Source organism: Duganella sp. BJB1802, assembly GCF_013369445.1.
GTDB classification, from domain to species: Bacteria; Pseudomonadota; Gammaproteobacteria; order Burkholderiales; family Burkholderiaceae_D; genus Rugamonas; species Rugamonas vulcania_A.
Genome location: NZ_JABWEF010000028.1, coordinates 23,655 through 44,517 on the forward strand (window position 1 = coordinate 23,655; position 20,863 = coordinate 44,517).

25 protein-coding genes and 1 tRNA gene are annotated in these 20,863 nt (G+C 61.8%); 17 read left to right on the forward strand and 9 right to left on the reverse strand.

Annotated features, from left to right (window positions below):
* Position 1: 1 nt before the first annotated feature.
* The 4 genes from HUX88_RS29805 to HUX88_RS29820 form a co-directional block, all read right to left on the reverse strand.
* The gene (locus HUX88_RS29805; RefSeq protein WP_229219615.1) at positions 2–2,365 is read right to left on the reverse strand and encodes an FtsW/RodA/SpoVE family cell cycle protein; all 2,364 of its coding nucleotides are present in this window, start codon (positions 2,363–2,365) and stop codon (positions 2–4) included.
* Positions 2,366–2,508: 143 nt separating this feature from the next.
* On the reverse strand, positions 2,509–3,546 hold the full coding sequence (locus HUX88_RS29810) for a serine/threonine-protein kinase (RefSeq protein WP_176364098.1): 1,038 nt from the start codon (positions 3,544–3,546) through the stop codon (positions 2,509–2,511).
* Positions 3,547–3,662: 116 nt separating this feature from the next.
* A complete protein-coding gene (locus HUX88_RS29815; RefSeq protein WP_229213167.1) occupies positions 3,663–4,070 on the reverse strand; it encodes a glycine zipper 2TM domain-containing protein in 408 nt (135 codons plus the stop codon).
* Positions 4,071–4,239: 169 nt separating this feature from the next.
* A complete protein-coding gene (locus HUX88_RS29820) occupies positions 4,240–4,770 on the reverse strand; it encodes a GNAT family N-acetyltransferase (RefSeq protein WP_117010156.1) in 531 nt (176 codons plus the stop codon).
* Between the two features lie 137 nt (positions 4,771–4,907).
* On the opposite strand from HUX88_RS29820, the gene HUX88_RS29825 reads away from it, so the two are divergent.
* Both HUX88_RS29825 and HUX88_RS29830 read left to right on the forward strand, forming a co-directional pair.
* Positions 4,908–6,350 carry a M20/M25/M40 family metallo-hydrolase gene (locus tag HUX88_RS29825; protein ID WP_117010157.1) on the forward strand — a complete coding sequence of 481 codons (1,443 nt, stop codon included), beginning with the start codon at positions 4,908–4,910 and terminating at the stop codon, positions 6,348–6,350.
* 79 nt (positions 6,351–6,429) lie between these two features.
* Positions 6,430–6,669, forward strand: a complete 240-nt coding sequence (locus tag HUX88_RS29830) for a hypothetical protein (RefSeq protein WP_117010158.1) — start codon at positions 6,430–6,432, stop codon at positions 6,667–6,669.
* An 8-nt stretch (positions 6,670–6,677) separates the two neighbouring features.
* Here the strand turns inward: HUX88_RS29830 and HUX88_RS29835 are convergent, their stop codons facing one another.
* Positions 6,678–6,965, reverse strand: coding sequence for a hypothetical protein (locus HUX88_RS29835; protein ID WP_176364099.1), 288 nt, complete (start codon positions 6,963–6,965; stop codon positions 6,678–6,680).
* A gap of 107 nt (positions 6,966–7,072) precedes the next feature.
* Here HUX88_RS29835 and HUX88_RS29840 point away from each other — a divergent pair, with 107 nt between their 5' ends.
* Complete coding sequence (locus tag HUX88_RS29840) at positions 7,073–8,332, forward strand: voltage-gated chloride channel family protein (RefSeq protein ID WP_176364100.1); 1,260 nt, start codon at positions 7,073–7,075, stop codon at positions 8,330–8,332.
* A gap of 3 nt (positions 8,333–8,335) precedes the next feature.
* Here HUX88_RS29840 and HUX88_RS29845 read toward each other — a convergent pair whose 3' ends face one another.
* The gene (locus HUX88_RS29845) at positions 8,336–9,955 is read right to left on the reverse strand and encodes a mechanosensitive ion channel family protein (RefSeq protein ID WP_117010161.1); all 1,620 of its coding nucleotides are present in this window, start codon (positions 9,953–9,955) and stop codon (positions 8,336–8,338) included.
* 106 nt (positions 9,956–10,061) lie between these two features.
* On the opposite strand from HUX88_RS29845, the gene HUX88_RS29850 reads away from it, so the two are divergent.
* From HUX88_RS29850 to HUX88_RS29900, 11 genes are all read left to right on the forward strand, one after another.
* A tRNA-Leu gene (locus HUX88_RS29850) sits at positions 10,062–10,146 on the forward strand.
* 312 nt (positions 10,147–10,458) lie between these two features.
* A complete protein-coding gene (locus tag HUX88_RS29855) occupies positions 10,459–11,103 on the forward strand; it encodes a YdeI family protein (RefSeq protein ID WP_176364101.1) in 645 nt (214 codons plus the stop codon).
* A 453-nt stretch (positions 11,104–11,556) separates the two neighbouring features.
* Positions 11,557–11,931, forward strand: a complete 375-nt coding sequence (locus tag HUX88_RS29860; protein ID WP_176364102.1) for a YajD family HNH nuclease — start codon at positions 11,557–11,559, stop codon at positions 11,929–11,931.
* A gap of 82 nt (positions 11,932–12,013) precedes the next feature.
* Positions 12,014–12,490: a GNAT family N-acetyltransferase gene (locus HUX88_RS29865; protein ID WP_176364103.1), complete on the forward strand. Its 477-nt coding sequence runs from the start codon at positions 12,014–12,016 to the stop codon at positions 12,488–12,490.
* Positions 12,491–12,536: 46 nt separating this feature from the next.
* Entirely contained in the window at positions 12,537–12,857 is a 321-nt protein-coding gene (locus tag HUX88_RS29870; RefSeq protein ID WP_176364104.1) for a hypothetical protein, read from the forward strand.
* A gap of 38 nt (positions 12,858–12,895) precedes the next feature.
* Entirely contained in the window at positions 12,896–13,549 is a 654-nt protein-coding gene (locus tag HUX88_RS29875; RefSeq protein ID WP_176364105.1) for a lysozyme inhibitor LprI family protein, read from the forward strand.
* A gap of 59 nt (positions 13,550–13,608) precedes the next feature.
* Positions 13,609–14,031, forward strand: coding sequence for a hypothetical protein (locus HUX88_RS29880; RefSeq protein WP_176364106.1), 423 nt, complete (start codon positions 13,609–13,611; stop codon positions 14,029–14,031).
* Positions 14,032–14,090: 59 nt separating this feature from the next.
* Positions 14,091–14,474 carry an Imm10 family immunity protein gene (locus tag HUX88_RS29885; RefSeq protein WP_176364107.1) on the forward strand — a complete coding sequence of 128 codons (384 nt, stop codon included), beginning with the start codon at positions 14,091–14,093 and terminating at the stop codon, positions 14,472–14,474.
* Between the two features lie 42 nt (positions 14,475–14,516).
* Positions 14,517–15,167 carry a hypothetical protein gene (locus HUX88_RS29890; RefSeq protein WP_176364108.1) on the forward strand — a complete coding sequence of 217 codons (651 nt, stop codon included), beginning with the start codon at positions 14,517–14,519 and terminating at the stop codon, positions 15,165–15,167.
* 509 nt (positions 15,168–15,676) lie between these two features.
* Positions 15,677–16,096 carry a hypothetical protein gene (locus HUX88_RS29895; RefSeq protein ID WP_176364109.1) on the forward strand — a complete coding sequence of 140 codons (420 nt, stop codon included), beginning with the start codon at positions 15,677–15,679 and terminating at the stop codon, positions 16,094–16,096.
* Positions 16,093–16,281, forward strand: coding sequence for a helix-turn-helix transcriptional regulator (locus HUX88_RS29900; protein WP_117010167.1), 189 nt, complete (start codon positions 16,093–16,095; stop codon positions 16,279–16,281). The genes HUX88_RS29895 and HUX88_RS29900 overlap by 4 nt, the downstream gene beginning before the upstream one ends.
* A 21-nt stretch (positions 16,282–16,302) precedes the next feature.
* Here HUX88_RS29900 and HUX88_RS29905 read toward each other — a convergent pair whose 3' ends face one another.
* Positions 16,303–16,740, reverse strand: a complete 438-nt coding sequence (locus HUX88_RS29905; RefSeq protein WP_117010168.1) for a universal stress protein — start codon at positions 16,738–16,740, stop codon at positions 16,303–16,305.
* A gap of 226 nt (positions 16,741–16,966) precedes the next feature.
* On the opposite strand from HUX88_RS29905, the gene HUX88_RS29910 reads away from it, so the two are divergent.
* Both HUX88_RS29910 and HUX88_RS29915 read left to right on the forward strand, forming a co-directional pair.
* Positions 16,967–17,374 (forward strand): carboxypeptidase regulatory-like domain-containing protein, encoded by a 408-nt coding sequence (locus tag HUX88_RS29910; RefSeq protein ID WP_147330395.1) that lies wholly within the window; start codon positions 16,967–16,969, stop codon positions 17,372–17,374.
* 43 nt (positions 17,375–17,417) lie between these two features.
* Positions 17,418–18,047, forward strand: coding sequence for a SagB/ThcOx family dehydrogenase (locus tag HUX88_RS29915; protein ID WP_176364110.1), 630 nt, complete (start codon positions 17,418–17,420; stop codon positions 18,045–18,047).
* A gap of 10 nt (positions 18,048–18,057) precedes the next feature.
* On the opposite strand, the gene HUX88_RS29920 is transcribed toward HUX88_RS29915, so the two are convergent.
* Together HUX88_RS29920 and HUX88_RS29925 are read right to left on the reverse strand one after the other, a co-directional pair.
* Complete coding sequence (locus HUX88_RS29920) at positions 18,058–19,290, reverse strand: putative glycoside hydrolase (protein ID WP_117010171.1); 1,233 nt, start codon at positions 19,288–19,290, stop codon at positions 18,058–18,060.
* 21 nt (positions 19,291–19,311) lie between these two features.
* Positions 19,312–20,112, reverse strand: a complete 801-nt coding sequence (locus HUX88_RS29925; protein WP_176364111.1) for a polysaccharide deacetylase family protein — start codon at positions 20,110–20,112, stop codon at positions 19,312–19,314.
* A 286-nt stretch (positions 20,113–20,398) separates the two neighbouring features.
* On the opposite strand from HUX88_RS29925, the gene HUX88_RS29930 reads away from it, so the two are divergent.
* Entirely contained in the window at positions 20,399–20,848 is a 450-nt protein-coding gene (locus HUX88_RS29930) for an Hsp20/alpha crystallin family protein (RefSeq protein WP_175001376.1), read from the forward strand.
* Positions 20,849–20,863 lie beyond the last annotated feature (15 nt).

The following is a 20,863-nucleotide window of genomic DNA, read 5'->3' on the forward strand; positions in this document are numbered from 1 at the left end:
TTCATTCTCCTTCTGAGGATTGCGCGCTGATGGCACTGAACGCTAGCAGGGGGCAGAGGAAAAACAGCAGGTGGCTGCCGCCGGCCGAGAGAAAGCTCATGGGCTGGCCCATGATGGGGAAGATGGCCAGGTTGGTCCCCCACGACAGCAGGAAGTGGCCCAGCACGAAGGCGCCGCCGCCGCACAAGGCGAAGTAGCGGAAGCGGCCGGACCAGGCATGGCGGAAGTCGCGCGCCGAGGCGCCGGACTGGTAGGCGCGGGCGGCGGTGAGGGCGAGGCCGGCCAGGAAGGCGGCTTGCGCGGCCCACAGCAGCAGGCCGCCAACCAGGCCATGGCGGTTGAGGAAGAACGAGGCGGCGAAATCGTCCTGCACGGCGGGGATCTGCACCGCGCCGCCGGCCGCCAGGCCGAGCGAGCGCAGGCCGAGCCAGTGGTCGGCGCCAAGCCAGCCGCCATCGGCGATGGCGCGGGCGCCCAGCAGCAGTTGTTGGCCGGTGTGCGGATGCTCGGCGGGATTGAGCCAGACCAGGAAGCGGTCGGCGTAGAAGCCCCAGCGTATCAGGTCGTCGGTGCCGACGCAGCGCAGGTAGACGATGGCGCCGGCGGCCGTCAGCGCCATGGCGATCAGCGCGCCGGCCAGCCTGCGGTTGCGCGCGGCGAGGGCGTAGGCGAAGGCTACGACGGTGCTCCAGATGAGCAGCAGGATCAGCGGCGAGAAGTCGTCAACCTGCACCAGCGCGAGGCCCAGCAGGGCAAGGAACAGCAGCGCGGGTGCGATCAGTTGCAACCAGCGGGCGCCGTGTTCCGACAGCGTGTGGGGGCCGGCGTGCCAGTTGAAGCGCAGCGCCAGGCAGTGGGCGGTGAGGGCGGTGAGGGCGAGCTTGGCCAGTTCCACCGGTTGCAGGTCGAAGACGCCTTGTTCATCGCCCCACAGCACTTGCGCGGCCAGCGCGGCCAAGGCCACGGCGGCGAACAGGGCGAGCAGCCATTCGATACTGCGTTGCTGGAGGTGGGCGCCGCGCGCGGCCTGGTGTTGTGCCCACAGGCGCAGCAGACCGCCAAGGCCGGCGCCTGCCGCCAGCATGGCGGCGCTTTTCTGGTAGTAACGCAGCCAGGACGATTCGGGCGCGCCCAGGCCCAGCTCCAGCTGCGACAGCAGGCCGGCGGCCAGCAGCACCACGCCGGCGGCGGTCACCAGCGTGAGGCGGCCTGGCAGCGCGAGCCACAGCACCAGCGCGCAGGCGGCCAACGCCATCGAACATGCGGCGCTTGGCGCGTACCCCGCACGCTGCGACACCAGCGCGACGACGCCGCAAATCAGTACGCCGCCGGCAGCCAGTAGCATGCTCACGCCACCAAAGCCACCGATGCGCGCAGCGCGGCCAGCGCCGCCAAGGCTACCTCCGACGCCACCGGACCGGCCGACGCTGCGCGGCCGGCGAGCCGCCAGCACGAGGGCCGCCGCCATGCAGGCGAGACTGGCCGCGATGCCGGCCCAAATGGCGCCGGAATGTCCACCGTTCCACAGCGTGCGCTGCTGCCATTCCCAGCTTACGTGCTCGGGCAGCTTCAGGTCTGGTGCGCTGAACAGGCTCACGTGGCGGCTGGGATGCAGCGAGAGCTGGCCGCCATCCGTCTCCAGCTGGAAGCGTGTGTGGCCGACCACAATCGCCTTCACACCGGCCAGCGACGCCTCCTGTTTGCGCAAGTCGATCTGCGAACCGGCGCCGTGCACCAACACGGCCGCACGGTCGCCATCCGGATTGCCGGCAGTGAGCTGGAGACCGCCGTTGCCACGGGCGATGAGCGCCGCGCCGGGCGTCACCTGCGCCAGTCCGAGCCGATTGTCGCAATGCAGATTGCCGCCGAAGGACAGCGGACGCGATATCGTCAGCACGCCAGGCACGGCGCGGTTCCACAACGACAGCAGCTTGGACGCCACATGCGACTCGGGGCAGTTGGCTTGCTGATGGCCGTCGCGATACAGCACCGCGCCGTCGTAGCGCCATTCATGGCCGTCGCGCGCGAAGGCGATGCTGCCGGTATCGGCTGCGCGCACATCGAACAACGCGCCGTCGATCTGGAAGCGTTGGCTGGCTGCCAGCGACGTGCTGCCCAACCGTTGATCGTCGCCGTCGCGCAACAGGACCACCTGCCGGGTCGCGCTCAGGTTGCGAACCGTCCAGCCATCTTGCGCATCGCGGCGCAGGGACAGGTGATCGCGGTCGGCCTGCGGCGCCGCCAGTTCGTGTCGCCCCAGCGCGACGGCTTCACCCGGCGCCAGCTTGACGGTGATGGCGGCCGGCAGCCAGGCTGCCGGGGCGCGCAACAGGGCCAGCGCCTGCAAGCCGGACAACGCGGCCAACAAGGCCAATGTGACGGCGAGGGCGCAATTGGCCGCGGCGGCGCGGGTAATAGCTGCGAGGATATCCGCGGGAGCCGGCCGGTCGAACGCGGGCCGGCGCGCAGTCGGCTTCGTGGAAAACGGAAGACGCAAAGAGATCGCCATCATGCCCCCTGGATGGTGCGCCAGCTGTTATTGGCTGTCGGCCGGTTCATGCCGTGGACTGGATCGGCGGCGTCGAAAACACCGCGAGCCGGCTTGACGCCCTCGATCGCGTGCAGCATGCGGCTGATCTGGATCGCATGGCGCGGACGCTGTGCCGGGTCCAGATGCAGCAGCGCGCGCAGCAGCTCAAGCGCCGCATCGCGGGCCGGCGCCGGAATCGCGGCGGCGAAGCGTGCCTCTTCCTCCGCATGCAGCGCTGCCGGAATCGCGCCACCGTGCATGCGTCGCAGCAGGTCGGCGCCTGCCGTGTGATGTTCGCGATAGGCCTGCCCGCAGTCGCTGCAAAAGCGCAGCGGCAGGCCACCGGTGACGAGGAAGTAGAACATGGCGCCGAGCGAAAAATAGTCGCTGCGCTGGCCGGTGGCGTAGCCGCCGCCGTCGGCCGGGAAGAACTGTTCCGGCGCCTGCCAATTGGCGGTGCCGGCATACGAGTGAACTTGAAGGCTGCCCAACTGGCGGTTGGTGCCGAAATCGGCCAGCTTGACGGTGCCCAGGTCCCGGTCCAGCAGCACGTTGGCCGGTTTCAGGTCCAGGTAACGCCAGCCGTATTGATGCACCTTGGCCAGCGCCTGATTGACCTGGGCGATCCAGTGGAGGATGCGCGGCAGCGCCAGCGCCTGGCCGCGCCCCTTCAGCGCGATCATGTGCTTGCCCAGGTCCGTGGCCATCAGCTCCAGCGCCAGCACCGGCAGGCCCTCGTGCCAACCGCTGTCGAGCAGGCGCACGATGTGGCGCTCGTCCCACGGTTCCAGCGATTGCAGGAAGCCGATTTCATTGTTTGCGCTGGCGATCCAGCGCTCGCGCTGGGCGGGCAGGGCGCGCGCCATCTGCTCGCGGTTGATCAGTTTGAGGGCGACGTCGCGTGTGGCCGGCGGCCCGCTGGCGCGCCAGATGATGCCGTAGGCCGATCCTCCGATCTGCTCGCGCAGCCGGTAGTGGCCCAGTTCCAAAGCGATGATTGTGTCTGCTGTCGTCATGATTTCCCCTCGGCCCGCGCCGTTACGCTGGGCTAGCGGGGGGAAGACGAAAAAAAAGCCAGCACTGAACGCGATCTTGAGCGCGTTCAGGCTGGCGTTCTTTAGGCGCGGGACGCTTAACGTTCCCAGCGATCGTAATGGCGGTGGTGGTGTTCCCAGCGCTCTTCGCGATATTCGCGGTAGTAGGGGCGGGCCGGTTCCACATACACCACGCGCGGAGGCGGAGCGTAGTAGCGTGGCGGCGGAGCGTAATACACCGGGGCCGGTTCGTAGTACACCGGAGCGGGCTGGGTGTACACGCGGGTCTCGACATAGCGGTCGCCGCGGCCGTAGTAGCGGTCATTGGTGCTGATGCTGTTGCCGACCGCCGCGCCAACCAGGCCGCCGACGATGGCGCCGTCGCGCCCACCGGCATTGTGGCCGATGGCTGCACCGACCACCGCACCGGCTACCGTGTTGAAATCACGGTCGCCTGCGTAGGCCGACGACGATACTGCTGCTGCGGCCAGTAACGCTACACCCATAAATTTTTTGCTCAACATGGTATTTCCCCTTGCGGTGGCCCGGATCGGAATGATACGTCGGCCAGTGACTTCACTATAAAGCCCGCAGAAAAATACGCCACGTCTTATACACATGCTTACAAACCGGCGGATCCGGTAATGGCTTGTAACAATTGGCGCCGGCCCCCACTTAGCCCCGGAGCGCCTCCCATTCGGGCCGCAGCAGGCTGAAAACCTGCACATCCTGGTAGCGGCCATTGATAAAAAAGCTCTGGCGCAGCGTGCCTTCGGCGCTGAAGCCGCATTTTTGCGCGACCCGGATCGAGGCCACGTTTTCCGGCGCCGACAGCAGTTCCAGCCGGTGGAACTGGTGGACTTTGAACAGGTAATCGACCAGCATGCGGCATGCCTCGGTCACGTAGCCATGCCCGGACAGCTTGCTGTCGAACAGGCGGTAGCCGATTTCGCGCGTGACCGGCGTGCGGCTCTTGAAGTGGGTGATCACGCCGACGATGTGGTGCAGGCCATCCTCGATCACAAACAGCTCGCTGTCGTCTGAAACGAAACCGTTCTGCATGAACTCCTTTCGCATCGTCTCCGGCGACTTGAAATGGCTGGAGAAGTAGTCGCCGCGCGAGGGCAGGTCGTTGACCAGCGCGATGAAGGTGTTCAAATCGGTGGTCAGCAGGTGGCGCACGGTGCAGAGTGAACCCTTGAGCATAGGCGGCGCTTTCGTCGGAGGTGAAGGTTCATGGTAGTGCAAGCGCCATAACAAATCAACATTGATGACAAGAACTCCATGATGGGTTATCGTTTAGATCGTTCTTTGCTATTTACTCCCCCATCGATAGGAAACGCATGAAATCCGTCTTCAAGTCCCCGTTGTCCCTGACCGTCCTTGCCAGCGCCTTGTTGAGCGCCGGCGCCATTGCCGCCCCGGCCAACGATCCGGCCACGCTGGCCCAGATCCGCGACAGCGCGATGAAGAACGACTGGGCCTACGAGCGCCTGGCCGACCTGACCGATCTGGTTGGCCCGCGCCTGTCCGGTTCCCCCGGCGCGGCGGCGGCGGTCGAGCAGGTGGCGGCCGCCATGCGCAAGCTGGGCGCCAAGGTCACGCTGCAGCCGGTCAAGGTGCCGCACTGGGTGCGCGGCGTGGAGACGGCTGAACTGGTCGACTACAACGGCCGTCCGGCCGGCATCACGCAGAAGATCGTGCTGACGGCGCTGGGCGGTTCGGGGGCGACGCCCGCCGCCGGCCTGACCGCGCCGGTGCTGGTGGTGCGCAGCCTGGCGGAACTGAAGGCCAAGGCGGCCCAGGTGAAAGGCAGCATCGTGTTGGTGGACGTGGCCTTCGACCAGGAACTGGCCGATCGCGGCCACGCCGGCGCGGCCTACGGTCCGGGCGCGGGCTTCCGCTATATCGGTCCGAAGATGGCGGCGGAGATGGGCGCGGCGGCGGCGCTGGTGCGCTCGGTCGGCGGCGCCAACTTCCGCATCCCGCACACCGGCGTGACCGGCCTGGTCGACGGCGCGCGCATTCCCGCCGCCGCCATCACCACCGAGGACGTGCTGCTGCTGGACCGCCTGCTGGCGCGCGGCCCGGTCAAGATGCACCTGACCTTGACCCCGCAAATGCTGCCGGACGCCGACAGCTTCAACGTCATCGCCGACTGGCCGGGCACCGACAAGGCCGACGAGGTGGTGGTGGTCTCCGGCCACCTCGACTCGTGGGACCTGGCCACCGGCGCCAACGACGACGGCACCGGTGTGGCCGGCGCCATGGGCGTGATCGAGACGCTCAAGAAGCTGGACCTGCATCCGCGCCGCACCATCCGCATGATCGCGTGGATGAACGAGGAAAATGGCACCCGTGGCGGCAAGGCCTACTTCGACGCGAACAAGGATAAACTGGATAAACAGTTTGCCGCCATCGAGTCGGACAGCGGCGGCGGCCGTCCGTTCGGCTTCATCGGCAGCGTGACGCCGCCGATGGTGAAGTACTTCACACCGCTCAAGGAGGCGCTGGCGCCGATCGGCGCCGGTCAGTTCGAGCGCCGCGATGTCGCCGGCGCCGCCGACACCGGTCCGATGGAGCGCGCGGGCGTGCCGGTGTTCGAGCCGATGGTCGATTCGTCGGCCTACTTCAACTACCACCACACGCCGGCCGACACGCTGGACAAGGTCAATCCGCTGGAATTGAAGCGGCATGTCGCGGTGATGACGTCGCTGAGCTGGTTCCTGGCGAATATGGAGCAGCCGATCGGCCGCACCGCGCACCAGGACGGCGAGGAGGACTGATCAGGCCGGCGCGCGGCGCATCCGTGCGCGGTGCGCCGGGGCCTTCGTGATAGGCTGCTGACTTATCGAGGAGAGCATCATGGACAAGATTCACTACAAGGGCTGGGATATCGTGCCGACCGCGTTGCAGACCACCGACCGCCGCTGGTCCGCCAGCTGCGACATCGAGCGCGCCAGCGTGGGCGGGGTGGAGGTGTTCGAAGGCGCCACCATGCAGTTCGTGCGCGACACCGAGGACGAGGCCATCGCCGCCGCCTGCGACGAGGCGATCCGCCAGATCGACAACATCATCGCCAACCCGCTGGTGCGGCTGGCCTGAGCCTGGGCTCAGGACGGATAGAAAGTCTTCGCCGCCAGCCCCAGCAGGAACAGCGCGATGGCGAACTGGGTGCCGAAAAGCCAGCGGGCCATGTAACGGAGGTCCGAGCGCAGTTCCTTGATCTGCTCGGCTTGCTCGTCCAGGCGGCGTTCGATGTGCTCAAGGCGGCGGTCCATCTGGTCGAAGCGCCGATCCGTGTCTTTAAATCGCCTGTCCATGCCTTGCCGTAGCTCCTCGATCTGGATTGCTTGCGCCTCCAGCCTGCTTAGGATGAGCTCGGTGATGCGCTCTTCCATGGCCCGTCCTTCCAGCTAATAAGGTGTTAGACCGGCGCAGGCTGAATTCGTTCCATCTGAGTCGTCTGATTGCCGCCCCCCGGCGAATTTGCTAGTATGCAAGTCAGATGAAATCACGCCGCTATCCCGAACAAATCGCCTTGTTGCCGTACATCGGCAAATGGACCTTCATCGCAGCCCTGATCGCGCTGCTGAGCGGCACGGCCTCCGCCTTCTTCCTGTTCGCGCTCGACCGCGCCACCGGCTGGCGCGAAGCCCACCGCTGGATCATCTGGCTGCTGCCGCTGGCCGGCTTCGCGGTCGGCTGGGTGTACCTGAAGCTGGGCAGCAGCGTCGAAGCCGGCAACAACCTGCTGATCGACGAGATCCACGACCCCAAGAAAGTGGTCCCGCTGCGCATGGCGCCGCTGGTGTTGATCGGCACCGTGATCTCGCACCTGTTCGGCGCCTCGGTCGGCCGCGAGGGCACGGCGGTGCAGATGGGCGGCACCCTGGCCGACCAGCTCACCCACGTATTCCGCATGCGCCACGCCGAACGCCGCATCCTGCTCATGGCTGGCATCAGCGCCGGTTTCGCCTCCGTGTTCGGCACGCCGCTGGCCGGCGCCATCTTCGGACTGGAAGTGCTGGCCATCGGACGCCTGCGCTACGACGCCATCTTCCCCTGCATGGTGGCGGCCATCGCCGCCGACCAGGTGGGCATGGCCTGGGGCGTGCATCACACCCACTACGCGATCAGCGGCGTGGTGGTGATCGGCTTCTGGAGCATGGCCGCCGTGCTGGCCGCCGGCATCGTGTTCGGACTGACCGGCATGTTGTTCGCCAAATCCACGCACGCCGCATCGGCCTTCATGAAGCGCCATGTGGCGTATGCGCCGCTGCGTCCCCTGATCGGCGGCGCGCTGGTGGCGGTGGCGGTGTGGATGGTCGGCACGCGCTACATCGGCCTTGGCATCCCGGTGATGGTCGAAGCGTTTCAGCAGCCGCTGGCGCCGACGGATTTCATCGGCAAGTTCGTGTTCACGGTTGCCTCGCTGGGCAGCGGCTTCAAAGGCGGGGAGGTCACGCCGCTGTTCTACATCGGCGCGACGCTGGGCAACGCGCTGGCGCCGCTGCTGCACCTGCCATTCGCCATGCTGGCGGGACTGGGCTTCGTCGCCGTGTTCGCGGGCGCGGCCAACACGCCGCTGGCCTCGACCATCATGGCGATCGAATTATTCGGGCCGGAGATCGGGCCGTACGCCGCGCTGGCGTGCGTGGTGGCTTATCTGTTCTCCGGCCACGCCGGCATCTATCGCGCGCAGAAGGTCGGCATGCTCAAGCACCGCTTGCCGCCGGTGGCGCGCGACCGGAAGCCGCCGGCCTAGAGCTTATTGCTGCTGCCGCACCGCCGGCGCAGGAGACCAGTTTTCCTTTGGGATCACGTGCGGCGTGGCCGGCTCCTGCGTGAAATGCGGCGATGTTATCTGCACGCCGAACTCGTTGAACACATCGACGATGTACTGGTGCAGCTGGTTCAACACCTCGGCGCGGCGGCGCGGCGTCTCCACGGTGGCATAGGCCACCAGGCGGTACTCCACGTAGAAGTCCGACAGCCCGATCTGCATTACGTAGGGCTTGGGCGTGGCGGCGATGTCCTCCGTCCTGGCGGCCGCCAGCTCCAGCATCGCATGCACCTGGCGCCACGGCGTGTCGTAGCCGATGGTGACGGTGGTGTCGAGCACAAAGCCGGTGCCCGCATGCGCGCGCGAGTAGTTCTTGGTGGTGTTGGACAGCACCCAGGCGTTGGGCATGGTGATCTCCTCACCGAGGCCGGTGCGCAGCCGCGTTTCGAACATGCCCAGTTCGACCACCGTGCCTTCCGACTCGCCGATGCGTACATACTCGCCTTTGCGCAGCGAACGCGCGTACATCAGGATCAAACCGCTGGCTCCCTGGCCGACGATGCTCGACGCGCCGATCGACACCATCAACCCCACCAGCACCGAGACGCCCTGGAACGCCGCCGTGTGCGCGCCGGGCAGGTAAGGGTAGGCCATCGCCAGCGCGAACAGCCAGATCACGACATTGAAGATGCGGCGCGTGGGCATGGCGGTATCGTGATCGAGCCAGGCGATTTGCAGCTCGCCGCTTTCCACGCGCTGGAACACCGAGCCGGCGGTCAGCATCACCAGCCGCGCGATGGCGGCGATGACGGCCACCAGCACCAGGCCAGGCAGCGCATCGATGACACCTTGCGCGACGCCGGCGATGACGTCGATCAGGTAGTCCTGCAGGCGCTCGCCCCAGCTGCGCGAGTAGGGGATTTTGCCCATCACGAAGGCCAGCCACAGATAGGTGGCCATCAGGCGCAGGCCCCAGATCAGCAGGTTCACCAACTGGCGCATGAAGGCCACGTAGTGTTCGGCGTCGAGGACGCGCACGTTCTTGAGGCGCACCTGGCCGAGGCGGCGGCTGATGGCCTGGGTCGAGCGCTTGCCCACCCAGCGGTGCATCAGCCTGAGGCCATGCAGTATCAGGCCGTATGCCAGCGTGGCCGCCGCGCACAGGGCCGCCGCGATCAGCAGGTAGCGCGGGCTGGCTTGTTCGCGGCGCTCCAGCAGGGCCTTGCCGAGTATCGCCGCGCTGTCGGCGGCGACGCTGTCGGTGGTGTCGCCGGCCAGCGGATTGATGTCGGCGGGCGTGACCAGGAACAGCAGTGCGCCGTCCAGCATCACCTGCGTGCCTTCGGCGATCGGCCGGGTGGCGGGTAGCTGTGGACCGTTGCGGGACAGCGCTACTTCCAGCCGTTTGCGCGCGCCTTCGGCGCGTTCCTCCGGAGGATAGCCGGTCAGCACGGAGCGAAACACGAAGATGGTGCGGTTGGCGAATACCAGCTTGGCTTGCGCGGGCGCGGCGGCTTGTGGGCTGGGCAGGGTGTCGGCGGCGGTCGCGAAGCAGTGGAGCATCATCAACAGCGATGCGAAGAGCAGTCGGCGCAGAACGGTCATGGCTATCCTTGTGACGTAGATGTTGGTAATGATGCCATGTTATTGGATTGGATAGTTGCCGGTATGGCAGTTACGGCGGCTTCGTGGCATAATCACGGGCTCTGTCGCTCCGATGGTGAAATTGGTAGACACTGGAGACTTAAAATCTCCCGCCGCAAGGCGTGCCGGTTCGATTCCGGCTCGGAGCACCATTCCCTTATCCGCAGACGTCCATGCACGTCGCGGTTTTTCTCCGTCCAATAGGAGAAATCACGGCCGGGCGTCATTCCCGCGCAGGCGGGAATCCAATTTCGCGTGCATCACCACCTACCTTTCTAGCCGCTCGTGCCGTCCAACAGCGCGCGCATATCTTTACGCCGCCCCAGTTCGCGACGCGCCGATTTGCTGTGACAATTTGCGTTTTTTTCATATGGACAAACTGTTATGCTGCCCCGTAGACCAAGTCCGGCCAGGAACTGACGGCTAGATCCGTCAGCCTGACTAAAAAATATCGGAGTGATTCAATGGCTGAAGATGTTGAGATGATGCTGTTCCCATCCCAGGGAGCGTTTGCGCATTGGCTTGCCGCCCATTATGCCGACTCCGACGGTGTGTGGCTGCAGCACTCGAAAAAAGGAGCTCCGGTCCTCAGCGTAAGCTATCAAGAAGCATTGGAAGTTGCGTTGTGCTTTGGCTGGATCGACGGACAGAAGCGTTCGCTCGACGCCCATCACTATTTGCAGCGCTGGACCCCGCGTCGCCCACGCAGCCTATGGTCCAAGGTCAATCGCGAGAAGGTGCTCAGGTATATTGAGGAGGGTAAGATGCAGCCGAGCGGCTTGGCTGAAATCGAGCGGGCGAAAAAAGATGGCCGATGGGATGCGGCATACGAATCGGCTAGCATGGCGAGCGTGCCGCCCGAACTTCAAGCTGCATTCGCTGACCACCCCGGGGCAGCCGAATTTTTCGCCACGCTCAATTCGCAAACCCGCTATGCAGTGTTGTTCCGGGTGCAGACAGCAATAAAGCCTGAGACCAAACTACGCAAGGCGCAAGAGTACGCAGCCATGCTGGCTCGGCATGAGACGCTTCAGCCGGTCATGGCGAAGAAGCGGAGCAAGGCCGACCAGGGCGCGACACAAGCGAAAGAGGGCGACTCATCGAGATGACGAACGCAAGCGACCAAGTGCAGGCATTGTTGAAGTAAGCCGAGCGTTGACGGCCATTTGCCGCAGCGGTATTCTGAGTAACATATATTTCATTAATTAATTAACATGCAGATTGCAACGATTATTGGTTTGGCAGGTACGGTAACATGCGCAGGTCTCTTCATTAAACAAAAGAACTGGTTGCTCGCTACCGCTTTTGTTTTTTCTACGGTGTATCTGATATTGGATAAGGTAATTCACATTCCGCTGGTGCCATATTTTTTGGTTCCATGGTTTGCGTATTTGTTTTTTGCTCTTGTTGCGTATGAGATTTTTCGAACAGTTGTCCTCAAATAGGTTCATATCGACCAGGCACATTCCTATTAATGTGCCGGTCTAGCGCTGTGCGCAGGCCTGCAACGGGCCGACAGGAGCCGAGCCGGTCAACAGGTAACAGCAATGGAAGGAATAAGCATGACAGTTGGGAAAAAACCGGACGCCGCGCGGCTGGACAAAATTGTGGCTGACGCACGGCGCGCTGCCGACCAGCGCGAGCTGGGCTATCGCGAGCGCTCGCTAAAAATGTATCCGTGGGTGTGTGGGCGCTGCATGCGCGAATTCACGCATACCAATGTGTCGCAACTTACAGTGCACCATCGTGACCACAATCACAACAACAATCCGCCCGATGGCAGCAACTGGGAATTGCTGTGCCTTTACTGCCACGATAACGAACACTCGCGTTATCTTGAGGCCGACCGGGGACTTAGTCTGAAATCGGCCGAGGTCGCGCCGGCAACGCATAGTCCATTTGCCTCATTGGCCGGTTTGATAAAAAAGAAAGAATAACGGTAGGGGGGAATCGAGGCGTTGCAATCGGCGAACAGCGGACCTTAAGAAACGAAAGCCATTAGATTAAATTTAAACCTCGATGAATATCCGTAAAGCATTGGCTTCCGATGCCCAAGCTATATTTGATCTACGCAATCGCTCCATCCGACGCTTGTGCAAGGGCTTCTATCAGGATGACCTGCTATTCCGATGGACAGAGGGAGTTGTTCCATCGAGTGAATTTGTGGAGTTTGTCAGTCAATTGATGTATGTTGCCGAATCTTCCGGCCGAGTAATCGGATGTGGAGCCGTTAGTCTGCTTGACGGCAAGGTCGACGCTGTTTTCGTGGACCCAGATCACGCTGGCAATGGGATAGGAAGAAAAGTGATGCAACTCCTTGAGGAAATTGCCGTAGAGGGCGGATCAACCGAGACGCTGCACCTTGAGGCGACCCTGAATGCTACGCCATTCTATGCGAAGTTGGGGTTTTCTGTTGATTCCGCATCCCTTTACATCTCACCACGTGGATTTTCACTGGAGTGTATAAAGATGTCAAAGAATCTACATAATCGCTAACGGCCAGGAGCAGTCATCAATGTATCGATGAATTAGCGGAGTTTTCTTGGGACCACATCGCGTCAATATCATTAACTTGCTGAACTTGATTGCTTCGAGTAGTGATCAGATTGAGTACCAGCAGGTAGCTCCGGTCAACGTGGCAAACGAGTTAGTCAACCAATGGTTCGATGACTTTTATCATCCAACCGATGAACAGTTTGTATGCGAGTTCTCAGCCGGTGAAATAGTTCAGCTAGCCAAATTTGATGCTTACTACGATGAGCGAGTAGTTACGTTGCCTGACTCGCTGGAGAAGCTCCTGATTGCTCCGGCGTGGGTCGTAGTGATGGCTTGTGCCGGAGATGTTCTGGACACCGGCCATTAACGGACAGTAGTTATACTCCAAGAAAGTATTGTGAGGCAATGAAGATAATTTTATTTGTGATATCGTTTTTGTTTGTCGCATCTGCTTCGGGCGCTAGCTTCGACTGCAGGATTGCCGGTACTTCTATAGAGAAACTTATTTGCGAAGATATGGCTTTGTCTAGAATGGACGACGAGTTATCATTAAATTATAAGAAAGCGCTAAATTCTTTGGGCGACAATTACAAAGAAAATTTTATCAAAGAGCAACGATCTTGGCTCAAGTTTTCGCGTAACTTATGCGACGACGCGTCTTGCCTGCGGCATGCTTACGAGGTTCGAAATAAACAAATTGCCGCGTGTAATAGCGGCTGCAGCGATACCGTAGAAGACTATGCGTCAAACGGTGAGCGTCACAATCTCGTCATTTTCAGAGACGCAAATGAGCGTAACCACTCGTTCAATCTTGACCTCAAATCCAGAAAACTTGGTCAAGTGTTGGGTTGTGAAGCGCTAGTTGATATAGCCGTCGGTACGGCTCATGGTAATAATAGTTTTGGCGGGCTATGCAAGGTTCGAACTGCGAGCGAAACGAAGTACATGATGGTTTGCAATGACGACTTGATAGGCCACTTTCAAATGGTCAAGGCATCACGTGATACGTCTATTCATGAACTAGCTGATTTCACTATCAAATATTGCTTCGGCGGTTAACGGCCATTTGGCGGACATTGGTTTGATAAACAACAATGTATTGAAAGGTTTTTTTGACGATGAGTTACGATTTAATGGTGTTTTTGCCCGAGTCCGCTCCTGCCGACAGAAACGAATTTCTCGATTGGTATGATAATCAGACCGAGTGGGATGAGGGACATTCTTACGATGATCCAAGCGTAACTGCAGCATCGTTAAGAAATCTATTCAAAGAATTGGTGACTATTTTTCCTGCGCTAAACGGCCCGTATGCTATTGCCGAGCTGCCGGAAGATGAGTCCTCGCTGGCAGATTACTGCATCGGTAAGCAAGTTATTTACATCGGATTTTCTTGGGACAAGGTTGACCAAGCTTATTCTGAGCTTCATCGGCTCGCAGCAAAACACAAGGTGGGATTTTTCGACGTGAGTTCGGATTCTGGCGCAGTATGGTTACCCAGCGCAGATGGTCGGTTGGAACTCGCACACGAACATCAGAAGTAACTCATCTTGCGCCGGCTTCCGGCTAAAAGCAGACATCTTCGTTATGAAGAGAGAGAAGAATGAATTTTGAACTTTCCGCGAAATCTATTTCGCTTTGTGAGGACGAGGAAAATCTAGTTTTCGCGTTTGGGGATGATGATCCTGGCGTAGCCCGTTACCTTATGCTACAACATGCGCTATCTCATCAAGAGCCAGACACTCAGCTCGCTCTAGATGGCTTATACATAGAGCGCGACGACCAAAAGTACGGCTGCTATGTCGGAGTGCAAGCTATAAGACGTATTGATAATCGTATCGAAATCGAGTTGACGCAACGCGGTATTCAAAAATTGTGTGTAGATAAGATCATTATTACGCCGATACCTTGGATACCTATAATTGATCAAGGATTATCACGCCTTGAAGCTTTGTCACAAGGTAAGTACGCCGTCCACTTGCAGTAAACGGCCAAGAGCCGGCATTCCCGATGTACTTTCATTCCTTATATGATCAAGAAAATTCTTCTAATTGTCTTCGCTCTATCCTCATTCTGTCTTGTTCCCTGTGCCATTGCTGAACATAAGGATGAGCAAGCATCCATCTATGTTGACAACGCAACAGGTTTAAAATTTCCTCAAAAGCTTGGGCCTCTGGATTTTGTGGATGTTGTCGAGTACCAGGAGAAGCGCCTCGGTTATTGCGTTCGTTACAACTCGCCACGAGATTACGGCCAGCTTTGTGTCTATGACCAAGGAAGACTGAATCTACAAACAGGCATTGGCAGCGACGATTTCAAGACCGAATTTGACCAGGTGGTGGGAGCGACTCTCGCCTTTCTCGCTGTCCATCCTCACCATGACGCGAAGGTCTTGGCGGACGGCACGCCTTCGATCAGCACGGATGAAAAGGTAGCTGAAGCAAAGATGAAAATCCTCGCGTCAAAGCTGACGCTTCCAGATGGCAGCGATCAGGACGACGCCCACATGATCTTAATGTCGGCTGGGCTTGGAAAGTTTGCCAAATTCAATTACACGGCGAAGAACATGGCCTCCGACGATTTCGCAAACCGTTCGCGCGAAATTGTTGAAGCCTTTGTACGCTTTAACGGTGCAACAATGAAAGCCTTCCTTATTGACCGAAAAGGTAAAGCTGGGTAAGCCGAAAATGACAAACGAGCCCAACCATTTCGTTAACTCGGACGCGCTAGCGCGCCGACCATGCGACACGCTGAATTATGGCTTAGAAAAGGGTGTTAATGGAGACAGCTTTTAACACTATTCGAGCGCTTAAATTCTGGTAGTTGCTTAAAGTTCGAGCTGGAATGAACAGGTCAGTGCGATACATATCTGCATATTCGAGGGGGCAGTTGAGGGGCCATCTTTTTCTGCACCCGAGCCAAAGCGTGAATCCATCAGGCCTGCAAGCCGATTTGCGATTCCGGTGCGGAGCGCCGGCAAAAACACGGGCCTTCTCCCGTTAGCGGCAACTCACGTTGCTGACCTGCCAGTTCCGCAACCTGCCCGCGCCTCGAACGACTCCACTGTGTTCGCCTGACCGGTCAAAAGCGCGAACGAGTACCTTCGACGTCCTGGAGGGTGTAAAGTTTGCTTGACATCCGGTTTTCTCCGTCCTACCATGTAAAGCATACTTTACAGGAGATAAATCGATGCACGTTCAACAAAACCAGAAATATTCCCAGACGGAACGTAGGGCCGGTGGAAAGTATCTGCGTGAGCTGTCGGGCAGTATCGCGGTCTATGTCCTGCTGCTCACGGCCTCCCTGACGTACGGTCCGGCGATGGATTCAGGCTCTCTTAAGACCGCCGCGCTGGCATGTCCAGTGATAGGCTTTTTTCTGATGATATGGGCGGTCGCGCGGCAAGTCGGCCGAATGGACGAATACCAACGTGTCGTCATGCTTGAAACCGTCACCCTCGCGGCCGCCGTCACGGTGGGCGTCACCTTCACCTACGGTTTTCTCGAGGCCGCTGGTTATCCACGCCTGAGCATGTTCACAGTCTGGGGGATCATGGGGGCGTCGTGGCTGCTTATCGGCCTGTTCCGCCGCTGGAGGATGGATCGATGAACAATACCATCCGTGAGCTGCGCGCGGAACGTGGGTGGAGTCAAGCCCACCTGGCCGACCGGCTCGACGTGTCCAGACAGACCGTAAATGCCATAGAAACCGGACGCTACGATCCAAGCTTGCCCCTGGCTTTCGCCATTGCCAGGCTGTTTGGAACGACCATAGAAGAGATTTTCACATTCTAAATCTCGTTCGCTGACGCAATGTCAGCGATACACCAGCACCGGCACCGTCGCATGGGCCAACACCCGCTGGGTCTGGCTGCCCAGCAGCAGGCGCTGCAGGCCGCCGTGGCCATGCGTGGCCATGAAAATCAAATCGCAGTTGTAGTCCTGCGCCGTGCGTACGATCTCGTCGGACGGGCTGAGCGAGGTGGCGATGTGGGTGGTGCAGGGCACGCCCGCGCGGGCCGCCTCGGCGCCGATTTCCTGCACGCACGCGTGGGCCGCCGCCTGCATGGCGTCGGCAAACACCTGGACGTCCATCACGGCGCCGAATTCAACATACGGGGAGTAGGGATACGGTTCGGCGACCGACATGGCAACCAGGCTCGCGCCAAGCTTGCGCGCCAGTTCGATGGCGGCCGTGGCCGCTGCCTTCGACAAGGCGGAGCCGTCGCTGGGAAGTAGGATGGTCTGGTACATAAATGCTTTCTGCCGCTAAGGCTGCTGGTTCGGGCCGCCGTCGGCGGGATACCGTGATCATCGCGCCGCTCGCCAGTACAAGTCCTTGACGTGGATCAAAATGTCCCGGTCTGGGCCGCGACGCCGCGTCTGAACAATTCACGGTTTTTTTGATTTGGGTCAGGCGGCCCTGGTGCATTTATGCGCGGCTCCTATTACTGTGAGGATTCTTCACGGAGGAATTGCCATGTACGCATTGAGAAGCGGAGTGTTGATCCTGGCGCTGGTCGCGCAAGGCGGTGCGCTGGCGGCCGAGCTGGCGCCGCGGACGCAGAACGGCATCGTCTATCTGAGCGGCGGCGTCGGCGAGGACGAGCGGCAGGCCATGCAGGCCGCCCGCGCCGACTATCCGGTGCGGCTGACCTTTGCCACCAAGGGCAGCGGCGAATACCGGGCGGACGTCGCGGTCACCATCGTCGACCGCGCCGGCGCGGTGGCGGCGGCTTTCGTGTCGCCCGGCCCTTGGTGCTACCTCAAGCTGGCGCCGGGCAGTTATCGCATCGTCGCCAGCCTGCGCGGCAAGGAATTGACGCAGGCGCTCACCGTGCAGCCCCTGGCCGCGCGTGAACTGTATTTTTACTGGGACCCGGAATGAGCCAAGCCGGACCGGGCGCAATGAATCACCTGAATGGAATGCCATGACCACACCCCACACCCCCCTGACCCCATTGCAATTGATCGCACCCGAGGCCCTGGCGCTCGACGCCGAATTCGCGCCGCTGAGCATGGCCTTGTTCAAGGTGCTGCTGCGGCGCCAGTCCAGCCGCGAGTTCAGCCCCGGCGAGCTGCCGCTGTACGCGTTGTCGCGCCTGCTGTGGGCCGCGTTCGGCATCAACCGGCCGCAGCTGGGCCTGCGCACGGCGCCGTCGGCCAGCAACGGGCAGGAGATCGACATCTACGTCGCAATGAGCGCCGGGCTGTATCGCTTCGATGCGCTGCAGCTGGCCTTGCTGCCGGTGCTGGCCGAGGACATCCGCGCCGCCACCGGCTGCCAGGATTTCGTCGCCACGGCCCCGATCAACCTGATCTACGTCGCCAGCCTGAAGGACGACAGCACGCGGCCGGAGACCGAGCAGAAATTCTACGCCGCGCTGGACACCGGCTTCATCAGCCAGAACGTCTATCTGTTCTGCGCCGCCGAGGGACTGGCCACGGTGGTGCGCGGCTGGGTCGACCGGCCGGCGCTGGCCGAGGTCATGGGGCTGGCGCCGCACCAGCATGTGATCGCGGCGCAATCGGTGGGCTATCCGGCGTCGCCGCAGGGCTGACGCGCGCGGCTCATTCGTGCAGGCCGCCGTCCGAGTAGCGGTTGCGCGGATTCCACAGCATCCAGCCGTTGGACTGGGCCGCTTCGGCGGCGTCGATCTGCGCCTGCACCTCGGCCGCGCCGAACGGGCGGTGGTCGAAGGCGTAGTCGGTGAAGTCCTGCAGCCACGGCCGGAAGCGGGCGCCGCCCAGGCCGGTGCGCTGCCTGGCGCGCTGCAGGGACTGGTACACGATCTCGTACGGATGGGCCACCGCGTTGCGGTAATTCGGGATGCCCCATTTGAAGCCGGACGGATACAGCATCGGACAGATGTAGTCGAGCGGCTGGACCAGGCGTTCGAGTTGCTGGCCGATCGCCGTGTCGTCGGTATTCCACAGTACGTAGCCGAAGATGTCGGCGGCCACGAAGACGTTGTAGGGCGCCAGCCGCTGCCGCGCCGCGCCCAGGAAGCCGCTGATGGCGTCGACCCGGCTGGCCTGCGTGCTGGGCTGCGCGTACTGCACGCCGGGCGCGTCCGGGAAGCGCACATAGTCGAACTGGATCTCGTCGAAGCCCTGCCGCGCCGCCTCCTCGGCGATGTCGAGGTTGTACTGCCACACCTCGTGCCGCATCGGATCGACCCACGGCAGGTTTTCGCCGTCGCGCCAGACCTGGCCCTGGCTGTTTTTCAGCGCCAGATCGGGCTGGGCCGTGGCCAACGGCTCGTCCTTGAACACCACGATCCGGGCGATCAGGTAGATGTTTTTCTGGTGCAGCTGCGCGATCAGCGCCGGCATGTCGCGGACGGTGCGCACCTTCTGCGCGCCGATGCGCTCGGCGAGGGCGATGGTGCTGGCGTAGGGGATCATGCCGCGGTCGCTCTTGACGTCGATCACCAGCGCGTTCAGCTCGGTCTGATCGACCAGCCGCAGCGCGGCCTCGCGCAGCGCGTCGCTGCCGATGCCGTAGGCCGACAGGTACACGGCCTTGGGCTGGAACGGCGTGACCGCCAGCCGCAGCGGCGCCTCGCCGTCGGCGTGCACGGCCTGGCGGCGGGTGTAGCCTGGCGCGCGGACGGCCACGTCCGGCCCGGCTCCGGGCAGGTGAAATTTTCCGGCCGCGTCCGTCAGCGTGCTGGCGCCGTTGGATGTGACGATGGCGCCGGCGATCGGGCTCTGGTCGGCCTGGCTGTGGACCGTGCCGTCGATCGCCAGCGCGGGCGGGAGCGCGAGCGTCAGGGCGGCCGCGAGTACGAGTTGGTGCATGGAATAGTCCTTGGTGAATGTTCAGTGCGCCGATGCGGCGGATGGTTGTGCCTGCTGCAGCAGGCGTGCGTAGGCGCGCTCGCCGTAGGCGTCGCTGATCAGGTAGCGGGGCAGGGCCAGCGGCGCGTCGGCCCGGCTGGCCGCGTGCGCGGCCAGGGTGAAGGCGGCGCTGTAGCCGGCGTCCGCCGCCGCTTGCATCAGCTCGTCGTCGACGATGCCGTACGGCCAGGCCAGCAGCGCGACCTCGCCGCCCAGCATCTGTTGCAGGCGTTGCCGCGATCCGAGCAGTTGTTGGCGCAGCAGCTGGCGATAGGCGGCCGGCGTCAAACGCCGCCGCTCCTGCTTGAAGTTGGGATGCCACAAGGTATGCGACTGGATGTCGAACCAGCCGCTGGCCTGCAGCGCCTGCAGTTGCTGCCAGGTGAGCGCGTACGGGGCGTTCGAGATCGCCGACGGATAGATGAACAGCGTCACCGGCACCCGATAGTGCAGCACCAGCGGCCGCATCTCGTCCCACACCGAGCGGTGGCCGTCGTCGACCGTGATGACCACCGCGCGCGGCGGCAGCGCGGCCTGCTTGCCGGCTAGGTAGTCGACCAGCTGGCGCAAGGGGATGACCGTGTAGCCGTGCGTCGACAGGTAGCGCAGCTGGCTCTCAAAGGTGCTGGTGCGGATGGTCATGCTGTCGGCCACGGTGGCGCCGAAGCGATGGTAGGCCAGCACGGGCACCGCGGTTTGCGGCGCGGGTTGGGCCGGCGCCGCGCCGCTGGCGAGCACGCCCGCCAACATGGCGGCCAGGCAAAGGCGACGGCTAATGCGCATGACGTGGGTGCTGCATGATGGCTCCAGTGCGGATCGGTTGATGCCGGGCCATTGCCCGGCCCTGCAGCATCGACTGTAGCGGCGGACATTGCGGCGGCACAGGCTGGCGCTTGATCTAAGTCAAAATACCGGACAATTTTGCTGACCTTTGATTTGGGTCAAAATGCGGCGCTGACAATGTCCAGCCCGATTGCTACAGTGGTTCGGTAGCTTGACGAAGATGGCGTGTCCGCCGGCGCGCCATCGACCGTTCTCCACCGGCGTGTACTGACAGAAGGAGCATGACATGGCTAACAATCTGATGCAGTTCGACCCCTTTGGCGACCTGGCACGGCTGGAACCGTTGCGCGGCGTCGAAGATTTCTTCCGTGACTTCCGCCTCAAAAACATGCTGCGCGATTTCGACGCCAAGCCGTTGATCAAGCTCGACGTGGCCGAGACCGAGCAAGCCTACAGCGTCAAGGCCGAGCTGCCCGGCATGAAGAAGGAAGACATCAAGGTCGATGTCGAAGGCAACCGCGTCACGATCTCTGCCGAAACCAAGCGCGAGAGCGAGCAGAAGGAAGGCAAGACGGTGGTGCGCAGCGAGCGCTACGTCGGCCAGCTGTACCGCAGCTTCACGCTGGAGAAGGAAGTCGACGACGGCAAGGCCGAAGCCAAATACCAGGATGGCGTGCTGGAGCTGACATTGCCGAAGAAACCCAACAACGGCGCCAAGAAGCTGGTCATCAGCTAACACGCGACGAGCGCG

Bases quoted from the DNA above. Each gene is read 5' to 3' on its own strand.
- HUX88_RS29810 (WP_176364098.1), bottom strand. From the start codon at position 3,546: ATGACGACAGCAGACACAATCATCGCTTTGGAACTGGGCCACTACCGG.
- HUX88_RS29815 (WP_229213167.1), bottom strand. From the start codon at position 4,070: ATGGGTGTAGCGTTACTGGCCGCAGCAGCAGTATCGTCGTCGGCCTAC.
- HUX88_RS29820 (WP_117010156.1), bottom strand. From the start codon at position 4,770: ATGCTCAAGGGTTCACTCTGCACCGTGCGCCACCTGCTGACCACCGAT.
- HUX88_RS29825 (WP_117010157.1), top strand. From the start codon at position 4,908: ATGAAATCCGTCTTCAAGTCCCCGTTGTCCCTGACCGTCCTTGCCAGC.
- HUX88_RS29830 (WP_117010158.1), top strand. From the start codon at position 6,430: ATGGACAAGATTCACTACAAGGGCTGGGATATCGTGCCGACCGCGTTG.
- HUX88_RS29835 (WP_176364099.1), bottom strand. From the start codon at position 6,965: ATGGAAGAGCGCATCACCGAGCTCATCCTAAGCAGGCTGGAGGCGCAA.
- HUX88_RS29840 (WP_176364100.1), top strand. From the start codon at position 7,073: ATGAAATCACGCCGCTATCCCGAACAAATCGCCTTGTTGCCGTACATC.
- HUX88_RS29845 (WP_117010161.1), bottom strand. From the start codon at position 9,955: ATGACCGTTCTGCGCCGACTGCTCTTCGCATCGCTGTTGATGATGCTC.
- HUX88_RS29855 (WP_176364101.1), top strand. From the start codon at position 10,459: ATGGCTGAAGATGTTGAGATGATGCTGTTCCCATCCCAGGGAGCGTTT.
- HUX88_RS29860 (WP_176364102.1), top strand. From the start codon at position 11,557: ATGACAGTTGGGAAAAAACCGGACGCCGCGCGGCTGGACAAAATTGTG.
- HUX88_RS29865 (WP_176364103.1), top strand. From the start codon at position 12,014: ATGAATATCCGTAAAGCATTGGCTTCCGATGCCCAAGCTATATTTGAT.
- HUX88_RS29875 (WP_176364105.1), top strand. From the start codon at position 12,896: ATGAAGATAATTTTATTTGTGATATCGTTTTTGTTTGTCGCATCTGCT.
- HUX88_RS29880 (WP_176364106.1), top strand. From the start codon at position 13,609: ATGAGTTACGATTTAATGGTGTTTTTGCCCGAGTCCGCTCCTGCCGAC.
- HUX88_RS29885 (WP_176364107.1), top strand. From the start codon at position 14,091: ATGAATTTTGAACTTTCCGCGAAATCTATTTCGCTTTGTGAGGACGAG.
- HUX88_RS29890 (WP_176364108.1), top strand. From the start codon at position 14,517: ATGATCAAGAAAATTCTTCTAATTGTCTTCGCTCTATCCTCATTCTGT.
- HUX88_RS29895 (WP_176364109.1), top strand. From the start codon at position 15,677: ATGCACGTTCAACAAAACCAGAAATATTCCCAGACGGAACGTAGGGCC.
- HUX88_RS29900 (WP_117010167.1), top strand. From the start codon at position 16,093: ATGAACAATACCATCCGTGAGCTGCGCGCGGAACGTGGGTGGAGTCAA.
- HUX88_RS29905 (WP_117010168.1), bottom strand. From the start codon at position 16,740: ATGTACCAGACCATCCTACTTCCCAGCGACGGCTCCGCCTTGTCGAAG.
- HUX88_RS29910 (WP_147330395.1), top strand. From the start codon at position 16,967: ATGTACGCATTGAGAAGCGGAGTGTTGATCCTGGCGCTGGTCGCGCAA.
- HUX88_RS29915 (WP_176364110.1), top strand. From the start codon at position 17,418: ATGACCACACCCCACACCCCCCTGACCCCATTGCAATTGATCGCACCC.
- HUX88_RS29920 (WP_117010171.1), bottom strand. From the start codon at position 19,290: ATGCACCAACTCGTACTCGCGGCCGCCCTGACGCTCGCGCTCCCGCCC.
- HUX88_RS29925 (WP_176364111.1), bottom strand. From the start codon at position 20,112: ATGCGCATTAGCCGTCGCCTTTGCCTGGCCGCCATGTTGGCGGGCGTG.
- HUX88_RS29930 (WP_175001376.1), top strand. From the start codon at position 20,399: ATGGCTAACAATCTGATGCAGTTCGACCCCTTTGGCGACCTGGCACGG.